Here is a 12,368-nt window from a genome sequence, read left to right as displayed (position 1 = left end):
AGATTCAGCCCGCCCCAGGGCATCTCCTGCACTGACGACCCCATGAGCTCCTCCACCTCTGCCTCCACCCCCATTTCCTACAAAGACGCTGGCGTTGACATCGATGCGGGCGACGCCCTGGTCGAGCGCATCAAGCCGCTGGCCAAGAAGACCATGCGTGAAGGCGTGATGGCAGGCATCGGTGGCTTCGGCGCCCTGTTCGAAGTGCCCAAGCGCTACAAGGAACCGGTGCTGGTCTCCGGCACCGACGGCGTGGGCACCAAGCTCAAGCTGGCGTTCGAGTGGAATATGCACGACACCGTCGGCATCGACCTGGTGGCCATGAGCGTGAACGACGTGTTGGTGCAAGGCGCCGAACCCCTGTTCTTCCTGGACTACTTTGCCTGCGGCAAGCTGCATGTGGACACGGCCGCCGCTGTGGTGGGCGGCATTGCCAAGGGTTGCGAGCTGTCCGGCTGCGCCCTGATCGGCGGCGAAACCGCTGAAATGCCCGGCATGTACCCCGATGGCGAATACGACCTGGCCGGCTTTGCCGTGGGCGCGGTCGAAAAGTCCAAGATCCTGACCGGCCAGAACGTGAAGCCCGGTGACCTGGTGCTGGGCCTGACCTCGCACGGCGTGCACTCCAACGGTTTCTCGCTGGTGCGCAAGTGCATCGAGCGCGCCGAAGCCAACGGCACGGTGCCTGCCACGCTGGACGGCAAGCCTTTCAAGGCCGCCATCATGGAACCCACCCGTCTGTACGTGAAGAACGTGCTGGCCGCGCTGGAACAGCACCCCATCAAGGCCCTGGCCCACATCACCGGTGGCGGCCTGCTGGAAAATATCCCCCGCGTGCTGCCCGAAGGCACGGGTGCCGACCTGAAGGCTGGCAGCTGGCCTCAGACCGAGCTGTTTGCCTGGCTGCAGACAACTGCCGGCATTGACGATGTGGAAATGAACCGCACCTTCAACAACGGCATCGGCATGGTGCTGGTCATCGACGCCGAGCACGCCGAAGCCACCGCGGCCACGCTGCGCGGCCTGGGCGAGACGGTCTACCAAATCGGCCAGATCGTCGAGCGCAGCGAAGGCGCTGCCGTTCAGGTTCGCTGATCGCGCAGCAGACAGCAGCAGGGCGCGGACACCATGGGCCAGAACTCTTCCCAGCTTCCCAGCATTTGTCCTTCCCTGCCCCCCACGCCGCCACGCGGCGTAGTGATTGCCAGCTATCTGCTGATGGCAGGTGCCTTGCTGCTGGTGATGTGGCGCGGCCTTCTGCCCGGCCTGCTGTGCGCCTGCGTGGGCTTTCTGCTCACCCGTGCGCTGGCCGGCGGCATCACCCGGCTGCAGCGCCGCCCCCAGGGCGCCATGCCCGAGCGCTGGGTCCAGAATCTGGCGGCCGGCATCATCATGCTGGCGCCGCTGCTGCTGCTGACCGGCGCCCTGACCCACACCCGCAGCTACATCGTCGACGCTCCCCAGCAGTACCGCGAACTGCTGGACTACCTGGCACGCACGGTGCTGGAACTGCGCGACAAGCTGCCCCATGACCTGACGGCCCAGTTGCCCCAGGGCGCAGCCGAGATCCAGCACATCATTGCCAACTACCTGGCCAACAAGGCCGGCACCCTGGCCATGGCCGGCAAAGCCTGGCTGGCCGGCGTGCTGCACGCCTATGTGGGTCTGCTGATCGGCGCTCTGGCCGCCGTGCGCCCGCGCACCGTGCCGCACCATCCGCTGACCCAGGCCCTGCACCGCCGCGTGACGCTGCTGGGCGAGTCCTTCCGCCAGATCGTGGCCGCCCAGTTCTGGATTGCGCTGTTCAACACCTTGCTGACCGCGCTGTTCCTGCTGATCATCTTGCCGGTGTGGGACCTGTCCCTGCCCTACACCCCGGCCCTGATCACCCTGACCTTTGTGGCCGGCATGATCCCCATCGTGGGCAATCTGCTGTGCAATGTGGTGCTGACGGTGGTGGGCCTGTCGGTCTCCCCGATTGCCGCGGCCGCCTGCCTGGCCTTTCTGATCCTGATCCACAAGGCCGAGTACGTGATCAACGCCAAGGTCATCGGCCAGCGCACCCACATGGCCGTGTGGGAACTGCTGTCGGTGATGTTCGTGGCCGAATCGGTGTTCGGCCCCGCTGGCCTGGTGGCCGCCCCGCTGTTCTACGCCTACCTGAAAAAAGAGCTGCACGACGCGCGCATGATCTGACGCAGCGCGCGCCCTGCTGCCTGCAGCGCCGGGGCACAGGGCAACGCCCCATCCCTCCTGCCGCCTTTCCGCCACAAGGGCCTGTTGCACCGGAGCCCGCAGCGCGTTTTTTGCGGCGGCCCCGCCTTCTCGCACGGAGGGAGCGGACCGCCACCCTCACGCAAAAAAAAGAGCAGTGCCTGTGCACTGCTCTTTATCTTTATCTTTTTCTGTCCAAGGCTTTCACCTTTCAGCCCTTGCCATCTGTGCAAGGGCAGCTCACAGGCTCGCCAGCACCGACTCAGGAACTGGCACGCAGCTGGGCCAGCTGCTCTTCCACCATGTCCAGATCCTGCGCGGCCCCGGCGTGCTGGGCATAGGTTTGCAGATCCTGCATGGCGGCGCGGCGCTCGCCACGCTCCATGCGCACCAGACCGCGATCGCGGTACTCGCCCCAGGCGGTGGGTGTCAGCGTGATCAGGCGGTTCATCACGGCCAGCGTCTGCGCCTCATCGCCCTGCTGCTGGTGGATGTTCTTCAGGTTGCGCAGCATGCGCTCCAGAATGCCGCGGTGGCCGGCCGGCTGCAGGTACATGGCCAGCGGCGCCATGTCCTCCTGCTCCAGGCCCCAGGCCTGCTTGAAGGGCTCCAGGCGCTCGCCCAGCTGGGCATGCGACAGCCCCTGGCCGGTCAGCGGGTCCTGCACGATGATGCCTTCCTTGAGCTGCACCTTGACCAGGAAATGCCCCGGGAACGACACCCCGTGCGCCGTCAGGCCGATGCCATGGGCCAGCTCCAGCCACAGCACGCCCAGCGAGATGGGAATGCCGCGGCGCGTGTCCATCACCCGGTGCAGATAGCTGTTGTCCGGGTGGAAGAAGTCGTTGTGGTTGCCGGCATAGCCCAGGTCTTCGTAGAAGAACTGGTTCAGGATGGTCAGGCGCTGCAGGCCATTGGCACCCCATGGCACGCAGTCGCGCAGCAGCTTGAGCGTGCGTTCGTACTGGTAGAGCGCGTCTTCGATATCCAGCTGCGGATCGGCATCCTGCCCCAGGCTGATGGCCGCCTCGAGCAGCAGGCGCGGCTCATCACGGCGCACCAGGGTTTCAAAATATTCCAGGGGAGTAGGCAGTCCAAAATCAAGCGTCATTCGATTCACTTCACGCTGCTGAGCACGGGATCACCGGCGCAACAGCTTGCGCAAGGGCAAGCCAGTCACTGCCAATACCCCGAAATACACACAGGAGGAGAGCGCCAACGCTCCCGCCATCAGGCCGGCGCGCTTCCATTCGCCCAGCGCCAGCCAGTCAAAAGATTGTGCAAACCACAGCAAGGGTACCGCCAGCAAAATGGCCGCCGCCGTGACCTGCATCAATAGTTTGCCCCAGCCCGGCGCCGGCACGAAGGCCTTGCGTCGGATAAGTCCTACAAGCAGCCAGGCGGCATTCACCAACGCCGCCAGCCCTATCGACAGTGCCAGACCAGCATGGGCCAACCAGGGCACCATCAGCAAATTGAAAATTTGCGTCAACACCAGCACACAGATAGCAATCTTTACCGGGGTGCGGATGTCCTGGCTGGCGTAGTAGCCCGGCGCCAGCACCTTGATGGCCACCAGCCCCACCAACCCCACGCCATAGCCGATCAGGGCGATGGCAATCTGGCCCACATCGCTGGCATGCAGGGCGCCGCGGTGGAACAAGGTGGCCACCAACGGCGTGGCAAAGGCCAGCAGCCCCACGCCACAGGGCACGGCCAGCAACAGCACCAGGCGCAGGCCCCAGTCCAGCATGGCGGAGTATTTCTCGCTGTCCCCCGCTGCCTTGGCGGCAGCCAGCTGTGGCGTCAGCACCACCCCCAGCGCCACACCCAGCATGGCCGTGGGAAATTCCATCAGGCGGTCCGCATAGAACAGCCAGGTCACACTGCCGGGCGCCAGGTGCGAGGCAATCTGGGTGTTGATCATCAGGCTGATCTGCGCCACGCCCACGCCCAGCAGCGCAGGGCCCATCAGGCGCAGGATGCGGCGCACCCCGGCATCGCTCCAGGCCTGGCGGATGGCCGACCAAGACATGCCGATGCGCGGCAGCAGACCCAGGCCGCGCAGTGCGGGAATCTGCACCCCCAGCTGCAGCACGCCGCCCAGCATCACCCCGGCGGCCATGGCATAGATGGGTTCGATCCCGCGCGACTGGAAGTACGGTGCCAGCCACCATGCCGTCGCAATCATGCTGAGATTGAGCAGCACCGGCGTGGCCGCCGACACCACAAAGCGCCGCCAGGTGTTCAGCACCCCGGCCGACAGCGCCACCAGGGACATGAAGCCGATATAGGGAAACATCCAGCGCGTCATCTGCACGGCCGCATCCATGCCACCGGGGTCCTGCTCCAGCCCGCTGGCCAGCAACCACACCAGTGCCGGGGCACCGACCACGCCCACCACACACACCAGCAGCAGCACCCAGAACAGCACTGTGGCCACGTCGGAGATCAGTGCCCGCGTGCGCTCCTCGCCGTCCTGGGCCTTGGTGCTGGCCAGCACCGGCACAAAGGCCTGGCTGAAGGCCCCTTCGGCAAACAGCCGGCGAAACAGATTGGGAATGCGAAAAGCGACATTGAAGGCGTCCGTCAGGGCATTGGCCCCGAACATGGAGGCCATGATCAGATCGCGCAGCAGGCCTGTGACGCGGGAGGCCAGCGTGAACAGGGAGACGGTGGAGGCAGCTTTGAAGAGTGACACCCCGGCAGTGTAGCGAGAGCGCACACCCACTGCCGGCGCCCGGGCTGTGCCGCGTGCCGCCGTGCATGCCCACCTGCGTGGTGCCGGCCCTTCGCAGAGGCAGAACCCAGGGGACCGCCGGGAATGCTATACTGCTCGGCTTCGCTGGCATCATCCCAGACACACTCAAGGAATATAGATCATGGCAACCAAAGCCAAAAAGAACCCCCGCCTGGCCTCCGGCCGCAAGCGCGCTCGCCAAAACGTCAAGCTGAACGCAGCCAACACCTCGCTGCGTTCCAAGTACCGCACCGCTGTCAAGAACGTCGAAAAGGCTGTTCTGACCGGCGACAAGGCCAAGGCCACCGAACTGTTCGCCAAGGCGCAATCCGTGCTGGACACGATTGCCGACAAGGGCATCTTCCACAAGAACAAGGCTGCTCGCGATAAGAGCCGTCTGTCCGCCAAGGTCAAGGCCCTGGCCGCCGCCTAAAAGTCACTTTAGGCATCGCACGGATGGCTTAGGCCATCTGCTGTTTGCTTCGGTGCGCTGCCAGCGAAACAAGAAAACCGCCCTCGGGCGGTTTTTTTGTGCCTGCATGCTTATGCTTGTGGGTCCGCAGGGGGCCTGGGCCGCTGTGGCGGTGGCCCGCCCCTGGCTGCAGGGCATTCCCCCTCAAAAAATTGCGGGCATAAAAAAGGCTTCCTGCGGAAGCCCTCGGTCTGTTCTGTCGCCTCAAAAGGCCGTGGTCAGGCCTCGGGCGCATCCGGCAGCGTGCACGCCTCCACCACCTGCAGGCGGTTGTCCTTGGCAAAGTTCAGCACGAAATCCCAGGCCATGGGCTCATGGGCGCGCAGGTCGGAATGGATGATCACGCACTTGACCCCGTCGATCGAGGTGGGCACGCACCAGGGCGAGTAGCTGAGGTGGCTGCCGCGCGTGGCACCACCAGGCCGGAACTGGCTCATCACCCCTGCCAGGCGCTCGGCCCAGTCACTGGGGCGGAAGGTTTTTCCATCCAGGGTGACACCCTGGATAAAGAGTTCTTTGGAGGTAGGGGAGACCATCGGATCGATTTCTAAGAGAGACAGGCCACAACTGCAGGATCGCCGCCAGGTGTGCCAAGCCCTGGGATTCTAGCTCTTATACAAGACCGGCCTTATTGCGAGGCAGCTACCCGACCAGAACCTGGGTGCGTTCGCATGGCTGTGATGCGCAATCCTCAACTCTCGCACAGCACGCGCACTCTAGAATTGCGCTTTGCCAACCTGGCGCTCCATCGTGCAGCAAGTATCCAAAATACCAGCAAGATATGCGCCACCACTGCTTTGTCAGGAGAGTATTCATGACCGCTCACATCGAGGCAACCTCGCCCCACGTAATGAACACCTATGGCCGCGTTCCCATCGCGCTGGAACGAGGCCAAGGCTGCCGCGTGTGGGATGTGAACGGCAAGGAATACCTGGACGGTCTGGGCGGCATTGCCGTCAACACCCTGGGCCACAACCACCCCAAGCTGGTGCCGGCGCTGCAGGAGCAGATCGCCAAGCTGATCCACACCAGCAACTACTACCACGTGCCCGGCCAGGAACAGCTGGCCCAGATGCTGACCGAGCGCGCCCAGATGACCAATGTGTTCTTCTGCAACACCGGTCTGGAAGCCAATGAAGCCGCCATCAAGATCGCCCGCAAGTACGGCGTGGACAAGGGCATCGAAAAGCCGGTGATCGTGGTCTATGACCATGCTTTCCATGGCCGCTCCATCGCCACCATGACCGCCACCGGCAACCCCAAGGTGCGCAACGGCTTCGGCCCGCTGCTCGATGGCTTCATCCGCGTGGCCCCCAACGACATCGAAGCCCTGAAGGCGGCCACCGCCGGCAACCTCAACATCGTGGCCGTGATGATGGAGCCCATCCAGGGCGAAGGCGGCCTGCACCCCATGCGCGCCGACTACCTGAAGGAAGTGCGCGCCCTGTGCGACGCCAACGAATGGCTGCTGATGCTGGACGAAGTGCAGGCCGGCATGGGCCGCACCGGCAAGTGGTTTGCCCACCAGTGGTCCGGCATCGTCCCCGACGTGATGACCCTGGCCAAGGGCCTGGGCTCGGGCGTGCCCGTGGGCGCCGTGGTCACCCATGGCAAGGCCGCCACCGTGCTGCAGCCGGGCAACCATGGCTCCACCTTCGGTGGCAACCCGCTGGCCATGCGCGCCGGTGTGGAAACCATCCGCATCATGGAAGAAGACAAGCTGCTGGACCATGTGGCCGCCGTGGGCGAACACCTGAAGGCCAAGCTGCAGTCCGAACTGGGCAGCATCCCGGGCTTTGTGGAAGTGCGCGGCCAGGGTCTGATGATCGGCGTGGAGCTGTCCAAGTCCTGCGGCCAGCTGATCGGCCAGGCGGCCGAAGCCGGCCTGCTGATCAGCGTGACCGCCGACACCGTGATCCGTCTGGTGCCGCCGCTGATTCTGACCACCGCCGAAGCCGACGAGCTCGTCACCCGCCTCAAGCCGCTGGTGCAAGCCGTGCTGGCAGCTTGAACGCGTTAGGATGGACTGCATGAAGCATTACCTGCAATTTAGCGACTTCACCGCCGACGAGTACGACTACCTGCTGGCCCGCGCCGCCCTGATCAAGAAAAAGTTCAAGGGCTACGAGAAGCACCACACGCTGAGCGACCGTACGCTGGCCATGATCTTCGAGAAGGCCAGCACCCGCACCCGCGTGAGCTTTGAAGCCGGCATGTACCAGCTGGGCGGCTCCGTGGTGCACCTGACCACGGGCGACAGCCAGCTGGGCCGCGCCGAGCCGATCGAGGACAGCGCCCGCGTGATCAGCCGCATGACCGATCTGGTGATGATCCGCACCTTCGGCCAGGACAAGATCGAGCGCTTTGCCGAATACTCGCGCGTGCCCGTCATCAACGGTCTGACCAACGAGTTCCACCCCTGCCAGATCCTGGCCGACATCTTCACCTTCATCGAGCACCGCGGCTCCATCAAGGGCAAGGTGGTGGCCTGGGTGGGCGATGGCAACAACATGGCCAACACCTGGCTGCAGGCGGCCGATCTGCTGGGCTTCAAGGTGCACCTGTCGACCCCCGGCGGCTATGAAGTGGACGAGCAGCTGGCCTTCAACGGCAAGCCCGTGCACCCCGGCTGCTACGAAGTCTTCCAGAACCCGCTGGACGCCTGCAAGGGCGCCGACCTGGTCACCACCGATGTGTGGACCAGCATGGGCTACGAGGCCGAGAACGAAGCGCGCAAGAAGGCCTTTGCCGACTGGTGCGTGGACGCCGAGATGATGGCCGCCGCCAAGGCCGATGCCCTGTTCATGCACTGCCTGCCCGCCCACCGCGGCGAGGAAGTGGAGGCCGACGTCATCGACGGCCCGCAATCCGTCGTCTGGGACGAAGCAGAGAACCGCATGCACGTGCAAAAAGCACTGATGGAATACCTGCTGCTGGGCCGCCAACCCGGCTGATCCAGCACGCCCGGGCTCACCTGCATACACCCACACCATGCATCCGAGCCCCGGCACACCACACCGCCTGCAGGCCTTGCGCCGGCTGGCGGTATTTTTTTGGCCGCTGCGCCCCAGCCTGGGGGACGCACGCTACGGCCAGTGCGGCGGTGCACAGGCCCTGCGCCAGCCGCACATCGCACGCCACAGCCGCGTGCCCTCCGTCTACGGGCCGCGCAAGCGTTTTGCGGCCCGGGTGCGCGCGCTCTATGTGCGCATCCACACCTTCTATCTGAAGTTTCTCCAAGGCCACACCTAGTGGGCCGCAAGCGGTCACGCCCCCGGCGTGGCTTTTGCTTTCCCTGTGACAGGCGGCTTTCCGGCGCGGAAAGGCTGCCGGTTGCCTGTGCCCCGATCCTGAAGAAACACGATGAGCCAATCCCTCCACCCCTGCGTGACCTGCGGCGTGTGCTGCACCAATTACCGCGTGGAATTTTCCGTCTACGAGCTGCAATCCATGGGCGGCACCGTGCCCGACCACCTGGCCCATGAAGTGCCCGGAAAAGGCAACCGGGCCCGCATGAACGGCACCGAAAAGCACCCGGTGCGCTGCGTGGCCCTGACCGCCCTGCCCCACCTGGGCGAGAACTGCGTGGGCTGCGGCATTTACGAGCAGCGCTCACGCCCCTGCCGCGACTTTCCGTTTGCCTCCTACGGCTGCCACGACACCCGCGCCAAGTTCGGCCTGCCCGCACTGAGCGAGGAAGACGTGGCCCCCTGGCTGGAAACCGCCTGAGTGCGCCGCCGCTGCACTGCCCGACATCCCGGTTGGTGCAGGAGGCTGCCGAGGCCGCTTTCCCGTGACTTCCGTGCTTTTCTGCACCGCAAGCAGGTGCCGCAGGGCACAGACAGCTCCTGTTTTTGAGAAACCTGCCACGCCGCTTTGCCGGCGTGCCCGTAGGCTGCGCCGGCGGCACGCTGCAGGCACAATCCGCCACCCACTTTTTGTAGCCGCCCGCCTGCCATGACCCACCCCTGCCTTGCCTGCGGCGCCTGCTGCGCCGCCTTCCGTGTGGATTTTTCGGTCTATGAATCCGAAGCCCATGGCGGACGCGTGCCGGCCGGGCTGGCCGACGAGATCACCGAGCACAGCTGCCGCATGCGCGGCACGGACTACGCCCGCCCGCGCTGCGCCGCACTGGTGGGCACGGTGGGCGAAAAAGCCCACTGCGGGATCTACGAGTGGCGCCCTTCGCCCTGCCGGGAATTTGCAGCCGGCTCCGATGCCTGCAACCGCGTGCGGCTGCGCATCGGCCTGCCGGCGCTGGAAAGCGGCCTGCTGTAGGCCGCCGCTCACCCTGCTGCACCGCAGGGTGGACGGCAGGGGCGGCAAGCCCCTGGGGGGCGAGGGTTACAAGGACTTGCGCGTATCCGAGCAGCTGTCGCCGCCGCAGGCGCTGCAGCCACCGCAGCTGCCGCTGGACGTGGACGGCGCGAGTGCCGGGTGCACGCGCCCGGCACGTTGGCGCCAGCGGGCCGGCAGATAGCGCCACAGCAGCGAGGCAGCTGCCACGGCGACGACGATGCCCACAATGATTTCCTGCCACATGGCCTGACCTCCTTTAACCCCAGCCCAGCGCCACCGCCACCCGGTAGGTGACGAAGCTGGCGGCATAGGCCAGGCCGAACAAATACGCCGTCATGATCAAGGGATAGCGCCAGCCATTGGTTTCCCGCTTGACCATGGCCAGCGTGGAAATGCACTGGGGCGCGAACACGAACCAGACCAGCAGCGACAGGGCCGTGGCCAGCGACCAGCTGCTGGCAATCAGCGGGCCCAGCTGCTGGGCCATGGCGTCGTCGCCTGCGGCCGACAAGGCATACACCGTACCCAGTGCACCCACGGCCACTTCGCGCGCGGCCATGCCGGGCACCAGGGCGATGGCGATCTGCCAGTTGAAACCGATGGGCGTCAGCACCACTTCCAGCCAGCCGCCGATCTGGCCGGCAAAGCTGTAGCGGATGGCCGCCTCGGTCACCCCGTCCGGCGCCGACGGGTAGCTGGCCAGAAACCACAGCACGATGCTCACCGTCAGGATGATGCCGCCCACGCGGCGCAAGAAGATCAGCGCGCGTTCATACAGCCCCAGCACCAGGCTGCGCAGGCTGGGCCAGCGGTAGGCCGGCAGCTCCAGCATCAGCGGCGTGCGGGATTTGTCGGTGCGGGCCAGCTTGGCCACCCAGGCCACCGCCATGGCACTGGCGATACCGCCGATGTACAGCGCAAACAGCACCAGGCCTTGCAGATTGAAGATGCCGCCCACGCTCTGCTCCGGGATGAAGGCCGCGATCAGCAGTGCGTACACCGGCAGACGGGCCGAGCAGGTCATCAGCGGGGCGATCATGATGGTCAGCAGGCGGTCGCGCCAGCTGGGGATGGAGCGCGTGGCCATGATGCCCGGCACGGCACAGGCAAAGCTGGACAGCAGCGGAATGAAGGAACGCCCCGACAGGCCCACCGTGCCCATGATGCGGTCCAGCAGAAAGGCGGCACGCGGCAGATAGCCCGAGTCTTCCAGCACCAGGATGAAGAAGAACAGGATCAGGATCTGCGGCAGGAACACCAGCACCGCGCCGGTGCCGGCGATCACGCCCTCGACCAGCAGGCTGCGCAGCACGCCTTCGGGCATCACGCTGCCCACCCATTCGCCGACAAAGCCCACGGAGCCTTCGATGCCGTCCATCAAGGGCTCGGCCCAGCTGAACACGGCCTGGAACATCAGGAACAGGGTGGCCAGCAGCAGCAGCGTGCCCCATACCGGGTGCAGCACCACGGCGTCGATGCGGTCGTCCCGCTGGTTGTCCACCGGCGGCACCTGCACGGCCGCCTGCAGGATGGCGGTCACCTCCTGGTGCAAAGCCAGCAGACCGGCACGGGTGTTGTGACCGGCTTGGGCCTGCGAACGGCCGTCCAGCGCGGGAGCCTGGAGCTGGTGGGCGGCATCGCTGTCCAGCCAGGCCAGCAGTTCCTGGGCGCCGTCCTGGCGCACGCCCACGCTTTCGAGCACCGGCACGCCCAGCGCGGCACTGAGGCGGGCCTTGTCCACCACAATGCCCTGGCGACGGGCCATATCGCTCATGTTGAGCACCACTACCATGGGCAGACCCAGGGCGCGGGCTTCCAGCACCAGGCGCAGGTTCAGGCGCAGGTGGGTGGCATCGGTCACGCAGACCAGCAGTTCGGGCGGCGCCTCGCGCGCATGTTCGCCGGTGACGATGTCGCGGGTGATGCGCTCGTCTTCGCTGTGCGCATGCAGGCTGTAGGTGCCGGGCAAATCCAGCACCCGCACCCGCCGGCCAGCGGGAGTGTGCAGCCAGCCTTCCTTGCGCTCCACCGTCACGCCGGCGTAGTTGGCCACCTTCTGGCGGGCACCCGTCAGCAGGTTGAACAAGGCGGTCTTGCCGCAGTTCGGGTTGCCCAGCAACGCTGCCCGCAGGGGCTGTGCATCGGTGGACGGCGCGGCGCTGGGGATGATGGAGGTGATGGAGGTGATGGCAATGGGCTGCACCGTGGCGCCTTGCGGTGTGCGGTCGTCGCGCGCGTTCATGCTGCGGCCTCCACGCTCACCCGCACCAGAGCGGCTTCCTGGCGCCGCAGCGCAAACGTGGCCTGGCCAATGCGCACGGCCAGCGGGTCTCCCTGCGGAAAACCGGTGGCGATGATGCGCACCGGCTCGCCCGGCAGAAAACCGATTTCCATCAAGCGCAGCAGCGCTTCCTGGCTGGCAGGTTCGTCGCTGGCCAGCAAATCCACCACCCGTGCCGGCACCTGCCGCGCGAGTTGGTCCAGGCCAATGGTGGCCGCTGCGCCGGAGGGCAAAGCAAAACTATTCATGAAACACGCAATCAATCGCTACTTATTCTCATTTTCACTCCAAACAGCCTGGTCTGTCTTGCGCCAGGACAGAACTGGAGTGTCAGCGGCCACCCTGTGAACAGGGCCATAGGG

14 protein-coding genes are annotated in these 12,368 nt (G+C 65.6%); 8 read left to right on the top strand and 6 right to left on the bottom strand.

Going from position 1 to position 12,368, the window contains the following annotated elements:
- Positions 1 to 42 precede the first annotated feature (42 nt).
- Entirely contained in the window at positions 43 to 1,095 is a 1,053-nt protein-coding gene (gene purM / locus KW830_RS15965) for a phosphoribosylformylglycinamidine cyclo-ligase (RefSeq protein ID WP_218333693.1), read from the top strand.
- Positions 1,096 to 1,128: 33 nt separating this feature from the next.
- Positions 1,129 to 2,196: an AI-2E family transporter gene (locus tag KW830_RS15960; protein WP_066536538.1), complete on the top strand. Its 1,068-nt coding sequence runs from the start codon at positions 1,129 to 1,131 to the stop codon at positions 2,194 to 2,196.
- Positions 2,197 to 2,476: 280 nt separating this feature from the next.
- On the opposite strand, the gene KW830_RS15955 is transcribed toward KW830_RS15960, so the two are convergent.
- Together KW830_RS15955 and murJ are read right to left on the bottom strand one after the other, a co-directional pair.
- Positions 2,477 to 3,325 (bottom strand): SirB1 family protein, encoded by an 849-nt coding sequence (locus KW830_RS15955; RefSeq protein ID WP_066536540.1) that lies wholly within the window; start codon positions 3,323 to 3,325, stop codon positions 2,477 to 2,479.
- A gap of 30 nt (positions 3,326 to 3,355) precedes the next feature.
- Positions 3,356 to 4,915, bottom strand: coding sequence for a murein biosynthesis integral membrane protein MurJ (gene murJ / locus KW830_RS15950; protein WP_218333692.1), 1,560 nt, complete (start codon positions 4,913 to 4,915; stop codon positions 3,356 to 3,358).
- 181 nt (positions 4,916 to 5,096) lie between these two features.
- Here murJ and rpsT point away from each other — a divergent pair, with 181 nt between their 5' ends.
- On the top strand, positions 5,097 to 5,387 hold the full coding sequence (rpsT, locus tag KW830_RS15945; RefSeq protein WP_066536543.1) for a 30S ribosomal protein S20: 291 nt from the start codon (positions 5,097 to 5,099) through the stop codon (positions 5,385 to 5,387).
- Positions 5,388 to 5,644: 257 nt separating this feature from the next.
- Here the strand turns inward: rpsT and KW830_RS15940 are convergent, their stop codons facing one another.
- Positions 5,645 to 5,962: a DUF3579 domain-containing protein gene (locus KW830_RS15940; protein WP_066536546.1), complete on the bottom strand. Its 318-nt coding sequence runs from the start codon at positions 5,960 to 5,962 to the stop codon at positions 5,645 to 5,647.
- 278 nt (positions 5,963 to 6,240) lie between these two features.
- Here KW830_RS15940 and KW830_RS15935 point away from each other — a divergent pair, with 278 nt between their 5' ends.
- From KW830_RS15935 to KW830_RS15915, 5 genes are all read left to right on the top strand, one after another.
- Positions 6,241 to 7,437 carry an aspartate aminotransferase family protein gene (locus KW830_RS15935; RefSeq protein WP_218333691.1) on the top strand — a complete coding sequence of 399 codons (1,197 nt, stop codon included), beginning with the start codon at positions 6,241 to 6,243 and terminating at the stop codon, positions 7,435 to 7,437.
- A gap of 19 nt (positions 7,438 to 7,456) precedes the next feature.
- Positions 7,457 to 8,380, top strand: coding sequence for an ornithine carbamoyltransferase (argF, locus tag KW830_RS15930; RefSeq protein ID WP_066537347.1), 924 nt, complete (start codon positions 7,457 to 7,459; stop codon positions 8,378 to 8,380).
- Between the two features lie 37 nt (positions 8,381 to 8,417).
- Positions 8,418 to 8,678 (top strand): hypothetical protein, encoded by a 261-nt coding sequence (locus KW830_RS15925; RefSeq protein ID WP_066536551.1) that lies wholly within the window; start codon positions 8,418 to 8,420, stop codon positions 8,676 to 8,678.
- Between the two features lie 111 nt (positions 8,679 to 8,789).
- Positions 8,790 to 9,155 (top strand): YkgJ family cysteine cluster protein, encoded by a 366-nt coding sequence (locus KW830_RS15920; RefSeq protein ID WP_066536555.1) that lies wholly within the window; start codon positions 8,790 to 8,792, stop codon positions 9,153 to 9,155.
- A 228-nt stretch (positions 9,156 to 9,383) separates the two neighbouring features.
- Positions 9,384 to 9,704: a YkgJ family cysteine cluster protein gene (locus tag KW830_RS15915; RefSeq protein WP_066536558.1), complete on the top strand. Its 321-nt coding sequence runs from the start codon at positions 9,384 to 9,386 to the stop codon at positions 9,702 to 9,704.
- A gap of 66 nt (positions 9,705 to 9,770) precedes the next feature.
- Here KW830_RS15915 and KW830_RS15910 read toward each other — a convergent pair whose 3' ends face one another.
- The 3 genes from KW830_RS15910 to KW830_RS15900 are packed head-to-tail and all read right to left on the bottom strand — an operon-like array spanning position 9,771 to position 12,254.
- Positions 9,771 to 9,968, bottom strand: a complete 198-nt coding sequence (locus KW830_RS15910) for a hypothetical protein (protein WP_218333690.1) — start codon at positions 9,966 to 9,968, stop codon at positions 9,771 to 9,773.
- A gap of 13 nt (positions 9,969 to 9,981) precedes the next feature.
- A complete protein-coding gene (feoB, locus tag KW830_RS15905) occupies positions 9,982 to 11,967 on the bottom strand; it encodes a ferrous iron transport protein B (protein WP_218333689.1) in 1,986 nt (661 codons plus the stop codon).
- Positions 11,964 to 12,254: a FeoA domain-containing protein gene (locus KW830_RS15900; RefSeq protein ID WP_066536565.1), complete on the bottom strand. Its 291-nt coding sequence runs from the start codon at positions 12,252 to 12,254 to the stop codon at positions 11,964 to 11,966. The genes feoB and KW830_RS15900 overlap by 4 nt, the downstream gene beginning before the upstream one ends.
- Between the last annotated feature and the right edge of the window lie 114 nt (positions 12,255 to 12,368).

Origin of the sequence: Comamonas sp. CMM03 (assembly GCF_019218715.1) — a bacterium.
Classification (GTDB): Bacteria; Pseudomonadota; Gammaproteobacteria; order Burkholderiales; family Burkholderiaceae_C; genus Comamonas; species Comamonas terrigena.
Note: the sequence above shows the minus strand (reverse complement) of the source record. Positions and strands in the feature narration are given on the sequence as shown.